The sequence below is a fragment of the Thermoflavimicrobium daqui genome (genome assembly GCF_003313465.1).
Taxonomy (GTDB): Bacteria; Bacillota; Bacilli; order Thermoactinomycetales; family Thermoactinomycetaceae; genus Thermoflavimicrobium; species Thermoflavimicrobium daqui.
In genome coordinates this window covers 44,390-61,712 of sequence record NZ_KZ845669.1, presented here as the reverse complement: position 1 = coordinate 61,712, position 17,323 = coordinate 44,390, and the positions used below count along the sequence as shown (strand labels likewise).

General features: G+C 36.6%; 17 protein-coding genes. All 17 read right to left on the bottom strand.

Annotated features, from left to right (window positions below):
* Positions 1-75: 75 nt before the first annotated feature.
* Positions 76-1,011, bottom strand: coding sequence for a PIG-L deacetylase family protein (locus DL897_RS12635; protein ID WP_113659513.1), 936 nt, complete (start codon positions 1,009-1,011; stop codon positions 76-78).
* Between the two features lie 257 nt (positions 1,012-1,268).
* Positions 1,269-2,138 carry a polysaccharide deacetylase family protein gene (locus DL897_RS12630; protein WP_168188788.1) on the bottom strand — a complete coding sequence of 290 codons (870 nt, stop codon included), beginning with the start codon at positions 2,136-2,138 and terminating at the stop codon, positions 1,269-1,271.
* A gap of 461 nt (positions 2,139-2,599) precedes the next feature.
* Positions 2,600-2,773, bottom strand: a complete 174-nt coding sequence (locus tag DL897_RS18285; protein ID WP_168188787.1) for a hypothetical protein — start codon at positions 2,771-2,773, stop codon at positions 2,600-2,602.
* A 204-nt stretch (positions 2,774-2,977) separates the two neighbouring features.
* Entirely contained in the window at positions 2,978-3,328 is a 351-nt protein-coding gene (locus DL897_RS12625) for a hypothetical protein (RefSeq protein WP_113659511.1), read from the bottom strand.
* Between the two features lie 422 nt (positions 3,329-3,750).
* Positions 3,751-5,079 (bottom strand): tetratricopeptide repeat protein, encoded by a 1,329-nt coding sequence (locus DL897_RS12620; RefSeq protein WP_113659510.1) that lies wholly within the window; start codon positions 5,077-5,079, stop codon positions 3,751-3,753.
* 31 nt (positions 5,080-5,110) lie between these two features.
* Entirely contained in the window at positions 5,111-6,637 is a 1,527-nt protein-coding gene (locus DL897_RS12615) for an Hsp70 family protein (protein WP_113659509.1), read from the bottom strand.
* A 172-nt stretch (positions 6,638-6,809) separates the two neighbouring features.
* Positions 6,810-7,421 (bottom strand): nucleotide exchange factor GrpE, encoded by a 612-nt coding sequence (locus DL897_RS12610; RefSeq protein WP_113659508.1) that lies wholly within the window; start codon positions 7,419-7,421, stop codon positions 6,810-6,812.
* Between the two features lie 825 nt (positions 7,422-8,246).
* A complete protein-coding gene (gene lysS / locus DL897_RS12600; protein WP_113659506.1) occupies positions 8,247-9,740 on the bottom strand; it encodes a lysine--tRNA ligase in 1,494 nt (497 codons plus the stop codon).
* 30 nt (positions 9,741-9,770) lie between these two features.
* Positions 9,771-10,778, bottom strand: a complete 1,008-nt coding sequence (dusB, locus tag DL897_RS12595) for a tRNA dihydrouridine synthase DusB (protein ID WP_113659505.1) — start codon at positions 10,776-10,778, stop codon at positions 9,771-9,773.
* 147 nt (positions 10,779-10,925) lie between these two features.
* Positions 10,926-11,459 (bottom strand): 2-amino-4-hydroxy-6-hydroxymethyldihydropteridine diphosphokinase, encoded by a 534-nt coding sequence (folK, locus tag DL897_RS12590; RefSeq protein ID WP_113659504.1) that lies wholly within the window; start codon positions 11,457-11,459, stop codon positions 10,926-10,928.
* Positions 11,456-11,815 (bottom strand): dihydroneopterin aldolase, encoded by a 360-nt coding sequence (gene folB, locus DL897_RS12585; RefSeq protein ID WP_113659503.1) that lies wholly within the window; start codon positions 11,813-11,815, stop codon positions 11,456-11,458. The genes folK and folB overlap by 4 nt, the downstream gene beginning before the upstream one ends.
* Entirely contained in the window at positions 11,808-12,662 is an 855-nt protein-coding gene (folP, locus tag DL897_RS12580) for a dihydropteroate synthase (RefSeq protein ID WP_113659502.1), read from the bottom strand. The genes folB and folP overlap by 8 nt, the downstream gene beginning before the upstream one ends.
* On the bottom strand, positions 12,663-13,541 hold the full coding sequence (locus DL897_RS12575; RefSeq protein ID WP_168188786.1) for an aminotransferase class IV: 879 nt from the start codon (positions 13,539-13,541) through the stop codon (positions 12,663-12,665).
* 108 nt (positions 13,542-13,649) lie between these two features.
* On the bottom strand, positions 13,650-14,231 hold the full coding sequence (locus tag DL897_RS12570; protein WP_113659500.1) for an anthranilate synthase component II: 582 nt from the start codon (positions 14,229-14,231) through the stop codon (positions 13,650-13,652).
* Between the two features lie 152 nt (positions 14,232-14,383).
* Positions 14,384-15,310 (bottom strand): cysteine synthase A, encoded by a 927-nt coding sequence (gene cysK / locus DL897_RS12565; RefSeq protein ID WP_113659499.1) that lies wholly within the window; start codon positions 15,308-15,310, stop codon positions 14,384-14,386.
* Positions 15,311-15,393: 83 nt separating this feature from the next.
* A complete protein-coding gene (gene hslO / locus DL897_RS12560; RefSeq protein WP_113659498.1) occupies positions 15,394-16,263 on the bottom strand; it encodes an Hsp33 family molecular chaperone HslO in 870 nt (289 codons plus the stop codon).
* Between the two features lie 251 nt (positions 16,264-16,514).
* A complete protein-coding gene (locus DL897_RS12555) occupies positions 16,515-17,300 on the bottom strand; it encodes a type III pantothenate kinase (RefSeq protein WP_113659497.1) in 786 nt (261 codons plus the stop codon).
* Positions 17,301-17,323: the final 23 nt, after the last annotated feature.

Here is a 17,323-nt window from a genome sequence, read left to right as displayed (position 1 = left end):
ATTAACCTATACCTTTTCACTCGAACAAACAATTAGTATCCAAGAAAACTTGCCTATAAACTTATCCTTACCACCCTATTTATTGGCATCTGAAATATCAATCATAGTATAAGGATTTTTATACATGCTCTCAAACTGAGATGGAACACTGTGTATCCCAAGCCCATACCAGCCTTCCTGTGGCTTCCATGTGCGATAAACATTTAACCCTTGTTTTACTTTGTTACGATCTGCACTATCTTTTAAGTAAACACGATGTCCTACCAGATGTTTCTTGGAAAATCGAGCCATATAATTGGATAGGAAAAACGTGGGTTTCTTAATTTTTTTGGCCAAATAAAACTCTTCTAGCACTTTACCTAGCTTTGCATGATCAGGATGTTTATCGAATTTAGACATCGTCTTAAACTCTGCATGGGGATAACGTTCCACATATAAACGAATTATAGATCGTACTTCATTTACAGTATACTTGTCATTTTTTAATGTAAACACTTCAACTCGCTCTTGTGGAACCCCCATGAATTCAGCCGCTTTATAAAATTCGCGGATCCGGGCTTGCCCCACTTCAAATCGACTTAACCATCCATCTTTGTACTTTTCTTTTTCAGGATCATGGTAAGTATGATGGATTTTACAAAATACTTTTTTACCAGCTCGTTCAAAATGAAGCGATTCATAATCATATTTACCGTTGATCATTTCACGCGCAAAAGAACGATCTCCATCTGATATTAAAACTAAGTGTACTTTTTTTCCATCACGAATATCATTTAAAATTGAAACTGAATAGGTTAACATTTCATCATCTGCATGAGGCGAAAAATAAATTACATCATGATCTTTTGGAGAGCTCTCTACCTTATTTTCATTTAAAATTGCTTCTGAAACATTTTCATTTGAAATTGCTTCTGAAACAACTTGAAACTTCCCCTTAAATATAAAGAAGAGGCTTAATAGTAAGGTGCAACTAAAAATAATAGCTATAAACATCCTCTTTCTAGAAATCATCCTACATCCCGCCTGATAAATGATTTTATTATTATATAAAGAAAAATATCTTATGGCCCCTAATTTAATGAAAATTTCACTAATATTTAACCATTATAGTACTAATTTAAATAACAATGGTGCTTCACCATTGACAATAATTAGCCTGATTGCGCAATTCTCACAATCAGGCTACAAATCCTTTTCTTATAGTCCATGTTCTTACCGAAAAACACTTAATTAAGCAGAATTAATTATACAAAAAATAAAATAATGATCTATCCCTCAATATATGGTCTCATTTCCAACAATTGGTCTATGGTAGCAAACTGATACCCCTGCTCCTTTAAATAACGGATAATTTTCGGTAAGGCTTGAATTGTAGCTGAACGATTCCCCCCACCATCATGTTGCAAAATGATACTTCCGGGTTGTACATGCTTTTTGACAGCTTCAAAAATTTGTTCAGATGTTCTACCCTCACGCCAATCATTTGTATCTACGTCCCAGTTCACGATCACAGATCCACTCTTTTTTAACTCTTTTTTAATTCCCTCGACGGCACCATATGGAGGACGAAGTAAAGTTACTTGCTTTTTAACTGCTTTTTCAATCTCTTTTTTTGCTTTTTCTATATTAGCGGTTGCTGCTTCTTTTCCAAGTCCAGGTAAAAATGGGTGGTCCCATGAGTGATTACCAATTACATGTCCTTCATCCAGTTCCTTTTGCACTAACTTCGGATACGACTTAACATTTTGCCCAATAAGAAAGAAAGTTGCTTTTACTTTTTCTTTTTGTAAAATATCTAAGATCTTTTCAGTATACTCAGGATGTGGCCCATCATCAAACGTTAATGCTACCCATTTTTCACTATCCCTTTTACCATTAAATACAACATCGTCTTTTTCATATTTCTTCAAGTGTGACAGTTCTTTTGAAGTTAAAGGACCGGTTTCCTTTGTTTTTTCTTTCTCGCTCTTACCAGAGGCATATTGTTGTTGTTTTGATATTTCGGGCTGGGAAGATGCCTGTTTCTTCTCTTCCATGTTTTTTGCTTCTATATCTTCGAAAGATGATTGATTAAAACCACAAGCTGTTACAAAAAAACTCGCTAATAATAGGGTTATTCCCACTCGAATCCATTTCACCATATTTCACCAACTTTTATCTAGTTTCATATCTTATCTATTAAAATATTAAATATCTACTTATATTACAGCTGTACTCCAATTTCACCGCTCATTATTTTCAAACTCACTTCATACTAAGATTTGGCACAAAAGTCGATCCTATAAAAATGATTCGCTCTAAAAGTAGAGACATTAAAGACTTCCATGCCATTAATGTATAAGTTTTATAACATTTAAGTTGAAATGATATATGGATTTTTCATTGTTTCTTCTAACATACTTTGATAGATTTTACACCAGCCAAATAGTTATCAATTCATCTTCTTTGTCAATTCAATCAAACCAATATAAATTTTACATCATAGAACCATGGAAACAATATTCTTTTCTTACATATTCATTACAAATATGAAAGCTTTTTAATATAGATATTGATTAAATCTCATAACATACTACAGAATATAGATCTATTATCTATTTCATAGAAAAAGGCCTTTTAACCTCCTATTCAGTTTAATGCATCGAGTTGTTGTAGCGACACGGACTGTATCATGAATAACAGCATATGCATCTAACATTGCCATTTTGATCAGCACAACTTGCCATGATCTTAGGTCAACAATTAAAAAAGGGGCAGTACCACGATTATCCAAAAGTAGCTGCCCCTTTTTTTCAGACTAATTATGTTTTATTATTACAAAAACCTTTATTAAATTCTTCTATACACTAACTATTTGCAGATGAATATGAACTCACAAGTAAAAAGGAGAATTAGACGAAAAATCAAAAGACTAGTCGTCTATACTACGATCACACTATCTTTCTTCCTTAGTACTTTTTTATTGAATATCATCCATTTATAAGTGCTTTGCTTGGTACGTATTTTGAATTGATTTTTTTAACCGAATCTGTATTGTTTTGCCTTCATTTGAATTGGTAAACTGAATTGTATCTGGCTGAAGCTCTATTAGAGGAAGAATAATTCGTTGTACTTCTTTATCAAATTTTTTATTGGGTAATTTCATCATTTGTTGTTTTTTCTTTAAGGTTTCAATATCTTCTGGGGCAAACTTATTGATCTTTTGTTTTAGATCACGAATAGCTTGATCAATAGACTCGATGCTTGGGATTGTAGTAGAACGAGAAGAGGTACTACTTAAAACAAAAAATACGATTAACATTGAAAAAATCCACTTAGATTTTCCCAAACTCGTATCACTCCTTCTGACCTCTAAAGCATTTTTCAAGTAAACCTACACGCGAAACCCCTGATTAAATAAATCAATTCCTCCAAAAACAAACTTATTCACTTTCTTAATATTAGATTATGACAAGGACTACCAATCATTCATGTTTCTTTCTAAAAAAAGAGAATTACATAGAGATAGTAATAAAACAATCTCTTAAAGAAAGAATATATGCTACATCGTAGTTAGTTACATAATGATTTTCAGATTGATAACAAGGTCTCCTTATAGGGCGGTTTTCTTTTTTCGAATCACTATTGCTTACAAAATTTACATTTATATTAATAATAGTAAATTTGTGTAATTTATCGAAATTATTTTATCAATTAAATTCCACTTTGGCAATAAAAAAATAAAGAGTACAATAGACAGTTCTCTGTCCACTATACTCTTTGCTTCCAATATTTAAAGTAGTTTTTATAAAAATTATAAACAATTACGATCGGAAGAATAAAGTTAACGATAGGAATACATAAAACCATAAGCAATCCAGTAAAAATGTAAGCTCCCATCCCAGTGCGCTCTCTTAGCCAGTCAAATAAATAAGCAAAATCAGTGCGTGGGCTTTTCCTTTTCACAGCCTCTTGAATATAACGTAAACGTGGGCTAAAGGCAGAAATAATATATAAGACCGGTTCTAAGAACATAGCAATCATATTATCTAATTGCTCATTATAAGGAGTACCATCCATTAAGTATTTAATCCAAATCACTAACCAAAACATAACTACACTTGCAATCGCCCAGACCCAGCTTCCAGTAAACTTTCTCCCTTTGATTTCACCTAAGTTTTTCTTAGCTAAATGAAGCTTTTTTCTTAGTTCAGGATCATTAAAAGAAAGTCTACTTGCTCTTTCTAAATAAGACTCTGCTTTAGCTAGGTTTAAATTCTGCCCGACCGGGTAAATGCCTTCTGACAAGTAAACATGACCTTTAGGAATAAGAATCCAATCTATTGTAGCTAACTCAATATAGGCTCGAGCTAACTCACGCTCAACTTCTGGATTTCTTGGACTCACTTGTAGGCACTTCTCAAAAGTATCAATCGCTCTTTGATACTGCTTTAGTTCAAGAAATAGAAGACCCAATTTATACTGAACCATGATATCCTTATGATTCAGTTCAATAGCACGGTGATAATGCTTTTCTGCTTGATCAAGCCGTTGAAAGCTCCGATAAACATCTCCAAGGAAAATAAAATAGTCTGCACGAGATGAATCTAAGCTACATGCTCTAGTCATTGCTTGGATAGCTTCTTGCTTTTCTCCATTCTGAAAACGTGCATATGCGAGAAGTGCCCAAACTTCTGGATTATCTGGCATTTGCTCAACAACTTTGCGTGCCAAAAAGAGAGCATCAAAAGTTCTTCCTTGCTCTAAGTATTGCCATCCTTGTGCAATCTGCTGACGAATGTTTTGGGGAGCTAGATTCGACTTTTCAGTCGAAGATTCTGGTGTAGATTGAGATGTTTGATTGGGGGATAAATCGGCGCTCTCGAGCTGCTCATCATACTTTGAACGCTTTTCATCATCTAGAAGGATTTTTTCAATCTCTTCCAATTTACGCACCATACGTTCCGCTTCTTGTCTTTTTTCAAACTGCGGTGAGTTGGTACGCTGCGTCCACCTCCGCAACTCTGTATTAATTACTTTTTGGATTTCTGCTTTTTTAGCTGACGGAGAAATGTTTAGCAACTGATAGTAATTCTGCATTTTTTATTGTTCCTTCTCCTCTAGCAAAATTTTAACCGATCGCCAATTTACCAACACGCAATTGCTTTTGTTGAACTTCTTCCTCAGTCAAGTTCGATTTCCGATCAATATCTAATTCACCTAAAAGCTTCCCTGCTGTCACATCAATCACTGATACATGGATAATCCCATCACTATCGTATTCAAAAATGACTTCAAGCGGAGCACCTTTGGGATAGGATGGTAAATTAATAATTGCTTCTCCAACAATTTTTACATAATCGAGCTCTGTATCTTCACCTTCAGTTACTTGAATGTGCAACTGTGTTTGTTGATCCACAGACGTTTTAAAGTATCCACTAGCCTTAGCAGGAATTACTGTGTCTTTCTTGAGAACGATCGAATTTACATCACGATCCCTTCGATCATCTACTGCTACAACACCTAAACTATGAGAGTTTACATCTTGAACATTAATCGTTGGGAAATCGGCACTATCGTCTAAATCATGCTTTCCTAGCTTTTTATAGATGATCATTCCTTGAATAGCTGCTCCCATCGAAACTACTTCATCAGGATTAACGTCTAATGAAGGGCGGATTCCTGTTACACGCTCAATCATGGCTGGAACAGCCTTCATACGAGTTGATCCTCCGACTAAAAGCACTCGATCAATATCTTTCCATTGTAAACCTGCATCTTCAAGCACAAACTGCATAATGGTTTGTGTCTGTCTGAGTAAATGAGAGGTAGATTCCTCAAACTTTTGTCTGGTTAATGTAATACGTGCGTTAACCCCATTTGCGGACAAAAAAACTTGTGTACTATCTAGTCTTGAAAGGTTTTTCTTAGCAATCTCAGCTTTATCACGCAAATCCTGTTCTAACACGGGATCATCTAATAGATCAATCCCTCCCATTTTTTTAAATTCCTCATTTAAATAGTTCATGATACAGTTGTCCCAGTCAAACCCACCTAAATTTTTAGCACCACCTGTAGCAAGTACACGTAAACCGTCTGGATTTAAACGCATAATGGTAACATCAAATGTCCCACCGCCAAGATCGTAAACCAAAATGGTTTGCTTCATATGTAATTTATCAAGTCCATAAGCCAGAGCAGCTGCTGTTGGCTCATTGATAATACGAAGTACATTTAACCCAGCAATACGTCCTGCATCTTGGGTTGCTTTACGTTGTGCATCATCAAAATATGCCGGAACAGTGATAACCGCATCTGTAATCGGTTCATTTAGAAATGTCTCGGCATCTTCTTTTAACCGTTTCATGACCATAGCAGATATTTCTTCAGGAGTATAAACTTCATTTTCCTCTGTACGAAATTTCCAGTTTTTATCCCCCATCTGCCGCTTAACAAATTGAACAACATTAAATGGGTTTGCTACAGCTGAGCGTTTAGCAATACTTCCAACAATGGGACCTGCTTGATCAAATAAGACAACAGAAGGAGTAATTCGCTCTCCATCGCGGTTAACCAGAATTTCTGCCTTACCATACTTGTTAACAACTGCCAAAGCAGAAAAGGTTGTTCCTAAATCGATGCCTACGACTTTGCCCATTTCTTCTTTCACTCCTTTGTTAAAATGAAAACAGTCCACAAAAAGGGGTAGTTGTTATAATCGATGTAATTTTCTCATTTAGGAAACCTTAACATATTCTCTCTATATAAACCTACTAAAGACACAAAATGAAAACAACTCCCAACGATCAACTCATTGGGATGTTTTCTATCTAAGGCTTATATTTTTTAATTACTACCTCTTCTGGGCGAAGAAGGACATCTTTGTACTTAAAACCATGCCTAATTACTTCAACTACTTGATTATCCTCGGCGGGATTGGCTGTAGGGATTACTTCCATAACTTGTTGCACTCGTGGATCAAAGACAGACGATGGACAAACAATTAACTCAACACCTCTTCGGTACAAGATCTCAATTAGCTCATGACTTAAAGATTCGAGTAGGCTAGTAATCTCTGGCGAAGCTGTACCAGAATTTAGATTCTCTTTATATATATGATTCATTCGATCAATTAGCAAAATCAAATCAATATATAAAGGGCGTAGTTGATTTAACTCCTGATCTTGCTTTAGTTCATCCATTTCTTGATATAGACGTTCAAAAGCAGCTTCTTTGGTCTTATCATATCTTAATCTAGACTCGATTAAACCTACTAATGAGCTAAAATTGGCTTGCAAACTAGATAGAAAAGAGAGAACTTGCTGTTGTTGGTGTTGTCGATCTTGTCTCCCATCATCTCTCGCCATGCGAAACCTCATTCGCCGAGCATCTTGCGACGCGAGGGGGCCTGATAATTCATTTCTCTCTTTGTTGGGATTCATAGTTGTTCCTCCCTATTACTAGTTTACATCTCTTTTGATCATAATCCTAGTATAGTAGAAGTATTTGTAAAAATTACTTCAATAGTATGATAGTCAAAGTCTATAGAAACACAGTAATTCTATTCCCTATTTTCAACTTCTAATCCTTCAATTTTTGTCGAATAACATTCGCAATTAGTAAATACCTTCACATGTCTACACGGTCATTATAGACTCTTTCTCTTAAATAAACAAGGAAAAAGGATATCTTTATAGGATTATAACCAATATTCTAGAAGTGAACTGTTATCAATGAAGCTAATAGAAGAAAATACCCTTATCAAAAGTTATTTTATTCACAGTTTGAAGCAATTTGTGAATAACTTGTGGATAACTATTTTCCAACTTCCTTTTTTGCTTCATATTTTCACTTTCATGAATACAATAATTTCTCGACAAAGATTCACTTTCTTCTATTTTTTCCATTGTACCAATCACATACATTCTTTGCACCCATTTTTATTTAAAACGTTCATACTTTACATTCTCTTTTTCGTAGTAAAATAAACCTTAATCTATGATCAAATCCCTTTATGAGTCTACATAAAAACTTCTTCTTTTTAGCCTCCTTATTCTAATTTTTATCGGAAAACTACAAATATTATTATACTAGAACCTTATCACAATTTCATAGAGATAGTTATTTTTTTGGCAAACAAACTTTCATTTATTTCATAGTCATTCCAAACGCCATTATCAAAATTCACTTCCTACTTTATCTTACCATTCATCTTTCATATGTAAAGAAGATGCATTCTCTCATCCCGAGAAAATGCATCTTCCTCATTATCCTTCATGTTGTTCTCGCATATGAGGAAACAGTAATACATCACGTATAGAAGGACTATCTGTAAAAAGCATGACTAAACGGTCAATACCAATTCCTAAACCACCTGTTGGTGGCATACCGTATTCCATCGCTTCAAGAAAATCTTCATCCATGGGATGTGCTTCATCATTCCCTTGTGCTTTCTCAGCAACTTGTGCTTCAAAGCGCTCGCGTTGATCAATTGGATCATTTAGCTCTGTAAAAGCATTAGCATGCTCTCGACCCACAATAAATAGCTCAAAACGATCTGTAAAACGAGGATCATCAGCATTTTTCTTAGCCAGTGGAGAAATGGCTAACGGATGTCCATAAACAAATGTGGGCTCAATAAGTAGATGCTCAACTTTTTGTTCAAAAAATTCATTAACAATATGACCAAATGTCATCGTTTCTTTCACTTCAACTCCATGTTCTTTAGCCAAGCGATGAGCTTCCTCATCTGTCATCTGCTCTTTAAAATCGACACCAACATGTTCTTTAATCAGTTCTACCATGGACTTACGTGTCCAACCTGGAGAAAGATCTACTTCTTGACCTTGATAGGTGATTTTCGTTGTTCCACAGACTTCTTGACAGACATGGCTAATTAATTTCTCAGTTAAATCCATAATATCTTTAAAGTCAGCATATGCTTCATAAAGCTCTAACATCGTAAACTCTGGATTATGACGTGTAGAAACTCCTTCGTTTCGATAACAACGACCGATTTCATAAACTTTTTCTATTCCACCAATAATAAGTCGTTTTAGATGTAGCTCAATCGCAACACGCATATATAAAGGCATATCCAATGCATTATGATGCGTAATAAATGGTCTTGCAGCTGCTCCGCCTGCGATTACATGCATCGTCGGAGTTTCTACCTCAAGAAAACCTAGGTCATCTAAATAATGTCGTATAGAACGAAGAATTCGACTACGGGTAACAAAGGATTCTTTAACCTCCGGATTCATAATTAAATCAAGGTAACGTTTACGATAACGCAACTCTACATCTTTTAAACCATGATATTTCTCAGGTAAAGGGCGTAAGGATTTACTTAAAAAGGTAACCTCATTCACTCTAATACTTAGTTCACCAAGTTTTGTTTTAAAAATAACCCCTTGGATACCCAAATAGTCACCGAGATCTGCAGTCATAAACGTTTCATACTGCTCTTCACCAACACGATCTAAACGAACATAAATCTGTATCCTGCCACTTGCATCTTGTAAATGGGCAAAAGAAGCTTTTCCTTGTTTCCGCTTTGTCATTAATCGTCCTGCAATCGAAACATTTACTTGCATTTCTTCCAGTTCTTCTTTACTTACGGCTCCATATAACTCTTCTAGCTCATTGGCTGAATGAGTACGTAAATATTTTTGGCCAAATGGATCAATTCCTCTTTCTTTCAATTCATCCATTTTTTCAAGTCGTACTTTAATCAATTCATTTTGTTCTTCATGGTTCATTTTTTTCCACCTCTGCGTATTGGGAGAACATTAAACCGCCTTAGCTTCCAAATTTGCTTTTTGCTGTTCTTCTAGCTCTCTAGCAAAGTTTAGCAGAAGTTCAGCCATACCGTCACGTGTTTCTTGTTGATTAACCATATCCTTAATACGTGTAGATCCTCGAATTCCTTTTAAATACCAAGCAGCATGCTTTCTCATTTCTCGAACTGCAACAGCTTCTCCTCTAAGTGCTACCAATCGGTCCATATGGATAATAGCGATTCTCATTTTCTCCATTGGCTTAGGTTCAGGCAAAAGCTCTCCAGTTTTCAAATAATGAACCGTTCGATAAAGCATCCAAGGATTCCCCAAGGCACCTCGGCCGATCATTACACCATCACAGCCAGTTGTATCTAGCATTTTGCGAGCATCTTCTGGAGTAAAGACATCGCCATTTCCGATAACGGGGATATTCACACTCTGTTTAACCTGATGAATCATATCCCAATTTGCTTTACCACGATACATCTGTTCTCGTGTTCGTCCATGTACGGTCACTGCTTGTGCACCAGCACGTTCTGCAGATAAAGCATTTTCGATCACATAAATATGATCATCATCCCAGCCAAGCCTCATCTTTACTGTGACTGGTTTTTTCACTGCTTGGACAACTGCCGATACCATTTCTTCAATTTTACTTGGATCCAGTAACCAGCGAGCCCCTGCATCACACTTTGTAACCTTGGGTACTGGACAGCCCATATTGATATCAATAATATCTGCATTGGTTTGTTGATCAACCACTTTAGCTGCTTCTACTAAGCTATTTTTGTCTCCCCCAAATATTTGTAAGCTTAATGGTTTTTCTCTTTCATCGACATAAAGCATTTCTTTTGTACGCTTATTTCCATGAAGAATCGCTTTATCACTAACCATTTCAGCACAAACTAACCCTGCACCAAATTCCTTAGCGATTAAACGAAAAGCAGGATTACATACTCCCGCCATCGGAGCGAGTACAACTTGATTTTGGATTTGAATATCACCAATTTTAAACAACAGTTCTTCCTCCCTTCTTAAAAACACCTATATGCTTGTTGACAAATTCCTTGGTCGTTTACCATCGTATCCAATAAGTTTATATTTTACTACATCTATCACTCATCACATAGGTAAATATATTCTAAATGGCTCTGCTCATCGATATTATTTAAAAGACGGGGATAATTGGTCTATATGAAATGGAATTTCTAACTGGCGTACTACTTGATCTGAGGGAAGATGAGCGATTAATTCATTGATAGATCGTCGAATCCCCGGAATGATAATATCACCTGCAATTTCCTGTAGAGGGATGAGTGCAAATGCACGTTCAGTCATCCGTGGATGGGGAATCTGCAGCCCCTCTTGCTCAATGATTTCATTTCCATAAAGTAAAATATCAATATCAATCGTTCTAGGCCCCCATCGGATCGTGCGAACTCGATGTAACTTTCTTTCCACTTCTAATATCCTACCTAATAACTCCTCTGGAGGTAAAGTGGTTGATATCTCCATGACTATATTATAAAAGATAGGCTGTTCTAAAAGTCCAACAGGGCTGGTTTCATAAACAGATGATATTTGAATAATGGAGATTCCTAACTCCTTGCTTAACATTTGGATCGCTTGTTCTAAACTTTTTATACGATCACCTAAATTCGTTCCTAATCCTAAAAAGGCTTGTACAGCTTTATTCATTTCCTTCTCCTAACAATTTCTACACCAACCGATTCATAGTACCCGGGAATAGGTGGATCTGGTTTAGTTACACGTACAAGAATCTCCATAATTCTAAAGTTAGCAAGTAACTTTGCGGCAATATTTTCAGCTAAGGTCTCAATTAACTGTACTCGTGTTTCCTCAACTTCTTGCTTTACTACTTCATAAACACGTCCATAGTCAACAGTCTGATGTAAATCATCTTGTTTAGCTGCTATTGATAAATCCAATTTCATCTCTAAATCCACATGAAATCGCTGCCCTAAACGATTTTCTTCTTCATACACGCCATGGTATCCATAAAAAACCATTTTATTAAAAAAGATTTTATCCATGAAACGATTCCACCTGCCTACTCGGTCCATGTAGCATAGCATCCATCATGCGACATACACGAACCATCTCTTTCACATCATGAACGCGCATAATATGGCAACCTTTTATTGTTCCCAATGCAACAGTAGCTGCAGTACCTTCAATCCGCTCATCAACAGGAAGATCCAGTGTATGACCGATCATCGATTTTCTTGAAGTTCCGAGTAGTACAGGATACCCTAAATCTACTACTTTATCCAAGTGTCTCATTACCGTTAAATTATCCTTATAAGTTTTACCAAATCCAATTCCGGGATCAAGGATAATATTTTCTTCACGGACTCCTCTTTGCTTTACGAGGCGAACAGACTCTAGCAAATCATTTTGCATCTCTTCCATAAGTGACTGATACTCTGCTTTTATACGATTATGCATTAAGATAATAGGTACATCTAAATCTGCTGCAACCTTTGCCATATCCGGATCTTTTTTTGCACCCCAGATATCATTAATTATGTGAGCTCCAGCCAGAATGGCTTGCCTAGCCACCTCTGCCTTATACGTATCAACAGAAATAGGTAAGTCTACTTCTTTAGCAATTCTTTCAATGACTGGAATCACTCGATCCAACTCTTCATCTAAGCTTACAGGAGCAAAGCCAGGTCGTGTTGATTCCCCACCAATATCTAAAAAATCAGCTCCTTCTTCTGCAAGCTGTTTTGCATGGTTCAACGCTTGTTCAACAGTATGATATTTTCCACCATCCGAAAACGAGTCAGGAGTCACATTTATAATCCCCATTATCCATGTTCTTTTTCCCAAGGGAAAGGAATATTTCCCAACCTTTAGTATACGTTCTGCATTCATTTACTCACCTCTTACAAACTGATCAACCGATCGCAGTTTCTTCGTATATTCTTGGTAGGCTTGATATAATTCTTGTACGATTGATGAGGATCGACGCTTCTGTTGATCTTGCCAAGAGTAAATAGGTATCATCTCTTGAACAGAATTTGTCATAAAAATTTCATCAGCTCGATCTAAGTCACTTAAGGTATAGTATCCTTCTTCGGTTGGATAGCCTTTCTCTTTCGCTAAATGAAGCAACCATTTACGAGTGATTCCAGGCAGAATCCCCAATTCTAAACTTGGAGTACAAATCTTTCCTTTGGAAATAAAAAAGAGATTACTTACAATCCCTTCCGCTAAGTAATTATCTTCGGTTAGTAAAAGGCCTTCTGTCTTCGGGAATCCTTCTACTTCTTGTCGGGCTAAAACGAAATTTAAAAAGTTATTAGACTTAAAGGCAGTAATTTCTCGATTAGCTTGTCTGGGTATAGATACAACTTGTAGTTTTTTCCCCTCTTGAAAAAGTTGATTAGGATAAAAAGGCAGAGGGCGAACAAAAATCATGGTTGTAGGTTGATGATAATAAGCAGTATGAAGCCCCAGCCCTTCTACTCCTCCTGTTACACATAGACGTACTGTACCATTCTGGATTCCATTTTGCCGCAGAGCCTCTTGAATCTGATTCTCCCATTCTAATCGCGTAAACGGATTCCGAATCATCATTCTCTTTAAAGCTCGATCCAGTCGATCCATATGATCATCAATCAAAAAGAGATGGTTATCATACACTCGAAAAGTCTCGAATGCTCCTACCCCATAAAGTAAACCGTGATCCCAAATAGAAACTGCTGCTTCTGCTTCCTGAGTCGGACTACCATTGAAGATCATAATCGTCATCATTCATACTCCCTTTATTTTTCCATATAAGATTTCTCTCTAAACCATCTCCTTTTCATGTATAAACGAGCTTCTCAGTGTTTCAAATCGATAATATGGGTTAGTTAGTTAAGAACCTTTTGTACAGTATGTTTGTAAGAAATTAACAAGTAGCTCCTTGCCATACTCACTTAAAATAGACTCAGGGTGGAACTGAACTCCTTCTAACGGGTATGATTGATGACGAATCGCCATAATTTCTCCCTCTGCGGTTTTAGCACTAACCGTAAAATCGGAAGGTAATGTCTCTGGTGCTACTATTAAAGAATGATATCTCGTTGCTGTAAAAGGTGAAGGGATACCACGAAAAATGGTTTGTTCATCATGAATAATCTTTGATGTTTTTCCATGCATTAGCCTATCTGCTTGAACAATCTTTGCTCCAAAAGCCTGAGCGATGGTCTGATGCCCTAAACAAACTCCAAAAATCGGAAACTTCCCTGACAGCTTCTGCACAATTTCCAAACAAATCCCGGCATCATCTGGTGTTTTAGGTCCTGGAGATAAAACAATCATTTTTGGTGATTTCGCTTCGATATCAGCGATGGAAATTTGGTCGTTACGCACTACAACCAATTCTTCCCCTAATTCTCCCAAATACTGTACCAGATTATACGTAAAGGAATCATAATTATCAATCATTAAAATCACTTCGGGTACTCCCTTCATTACATACTAATTTTTATTATTTTAGCATAGAAAGAAAAGCTCTCATACCTTCATTTATTTTTCGCTTTTCCCTCAATAAAAAACAATAAGAAACGAAGCAATCGCTCCGTTCCTCATTTTCCTTTCACTATTTCTTATTCAAATTGATACAATGGAGTAGTTAAGTAACGCTCTCCATTACTTGGCACGACTGCAACAACCTTTTTACCTTCTCCCAAACGGCGTGCCACTTTTGCAGCCGCAGCCACAGCGGCTCCTGAAGAAATACCTACCAAGATTCCTTCTTCTTTTGCGAGCCTTCTCGCCCATTCGAAAGCTTCTTCGTCTGATATCTTGATTACCTCATCATAAACCGATGTATCTAAAATATCAGGAATGAATCCTGCACCAATTCCTTGAATTTTATGTGGTCCTTTTTCTTCTCCTGAAAGCACTGGAGAAGCCGATGGTTCTACTGCTGCAACATGAACATGAGGGAATTTTTCCTTAAGAACACGTCCAACTCCTGTAATGGTGCCGCCTGTACCAACTCCTGCTACAAATGCATCTATCTGGCCCTCTACTTGTTCTACGATTTCATGTGCAGTCTTCTCGAAGTGTACCTTAACATTATCAAGGTTTTTAAACTGTTGAGGTATAAAGTAATGAGGGTTTTGTTCTTTAATTTCTTGAGCTTTACGGATAGCTCCTCCCATCCCTTCAGCTCCAGGAGTTAAAACCAACTCTGCACCATAAGCACGAAGTAAATTGCGACGTTCTAAGCTCATCGTATCAGGCATGACTAAAATGGCTTTATATCCTTTTACCGCGGCCACCATTGCTAAACCAATTCCTGTATTTCCACTAGTTGGCTCTAAAATGGTATCACCAGGCTTTAACTCTCCACGTTTTTCTGCTTCTTCAATCATGCTAAGGGCAATTCGATCTTTCACACTACCGCCTGGATTATAATACTCTAGCTTTACATAAATATCTGCATCTGATTTTCCGACTACTCGATTCAACTTAACCAAAGGTGTTTGACCGATTAGCTCTAAAATATTATTAGCCACTTGTGCCAATCTAAATACCCCCTAATCCGATAAAAAATATTGCTTTTATCGATTTTAAACTTATATTAACAGTGAACAAAATCATCTGTCAATTACACTTTTGTAAGTAAATGCTCTAATTCATCGTGAGTAAATAAATATTTTTCATTACAAAAATGACAAACCACTTCAGCCTGGCCCTGCTCTTCAATGATTGCAGACAATTCCTTTCTTCCTAAGGTAATTAACATTTCTTCTGTTTTTTCTTTTGAACAGTGACAGTGGAACTGAACCGGTTTTTTCTCCAGAATGACTGTATTTTCCCCCATCAATTTTACTAGTAATTCTTCGGGAGTTACTTGATCTCTTAATACTCCTGTGATTGATTGGAGCTTAGAAATATTTTTTTCCAAACTACTAATGGTTTCTTCCGAAGCTCCAGGAAGTACTTGCACTAGATAACCTCCTGCTACAATAATTTTATCATTTTGTACCAATACACCCAATCCTACCGAAGATGGAATTTGCTCCGAAGCTGTAAAATAGTAAGTAAAATCATCCCCTAGTTCACCAGAAATAATAGGAGAACTACCTCGATATGGCTCTTTAAGTCCAAGATCCTTCAAAATATAAATCGTACCTTTACCAACTCCACCTGCAACATCTAGCTTTTGATTCGCGTTAAGTGGTAGCATTACTTCAGGATGGTCAATCAATCCACGTACATCTCCATGGCTGTTCGCATCTACACGTATGTGACCAAGCGGACCATCTCCAATCACTTGAATCGTCACACGATCTTTTTCTCCTTTCATCATACATCCCATAAGTGCTCCCATTGTAGCAGTACGACCTAGTGCAGCACTTGCGAGTGGGTACATGTGGTGTCTTTCTTGTAACTCCTGAACTAAGTTTGTAGTCAGAGCAGCAAATCCTCGAATCATACCATCACTAGAAATAGCTCGAACTGTGTAATCTTTCATGATCCATTTCCTCCAATTATTTTGCTTATAAGTAAGTATATTTGAGGTTACCCTCTTAATCAGACGCTCATCGCTTGCACACACTCCCGTCCAATATCAGTCAACAGTCGATCCTACACAAAAATCGATTCATGACTTCGTTCAGGAATGATCTAGGTTTTGACCCGAATTATGCAACATGCTGTAAGCTTGTCTTCTTAATCTTTCACCCATTGTTTAGTCTCATATATTAGGCCATCATGTAAATTTACTCACTTATTTTCTAATGAATGACCCCGATTTTTTTCATAAATCAATCGCAATCCCTCCAAAGTTAAGAAAGGATGTACTACATCAATTTGGTGTGTACCACTACATATTAATTCAGCCATTCCACCTGTAGCAATCACTTTAGGCTGTTTATTTAATAGCAGCTTCATATGGCCTACAATCCCATCGACCATTCCTACATAGCCATAAAAAATTCCTGATTGCATAGCACTAACCGTATTACGTCCTATTACACTTTCTGGTTTAACGATCTCAATATGGGTCAACTTTGCTGCTTGTTGATATAAAGCTTCTACCGAAATTTTTACACCTGGAACAATAGCACCACCTTGATAATTTCCACTTTCATCTACTAAACAAAATGTAATTGCTGTACCAAAGTCAACTATAATAACAGGCGAACTATAAAGGTGGATAGCTGCAACTGCATTAGCTATCCGATCAGCACCCACTTCTTTTGGACTATCGTATTTAATATTAAGACCTGTTTTTACCCCAGGACCTAAAATGATCGGCTCTATTCCCAAATATTTTTCTGCTAACTTTCTTAGTGTAAACGTAAGAGGTGGTACGACAGAAGAAATAATCATTCCTGCAATTTGTTTAAAAGCGATTCCTTTATAATCCATCAGACTATTCAAAACCATTGCATATTCGTCTTCTGTTGCTTGTTGATCTGATTTCACTCTCCAATGAAAAAGCAGCTTTTTCTGTTCATAAATACCAAATATAGTATTGGTATTCCCAACATCAATGACCAATAACATAAAAACACCTGCTCCATCACTAA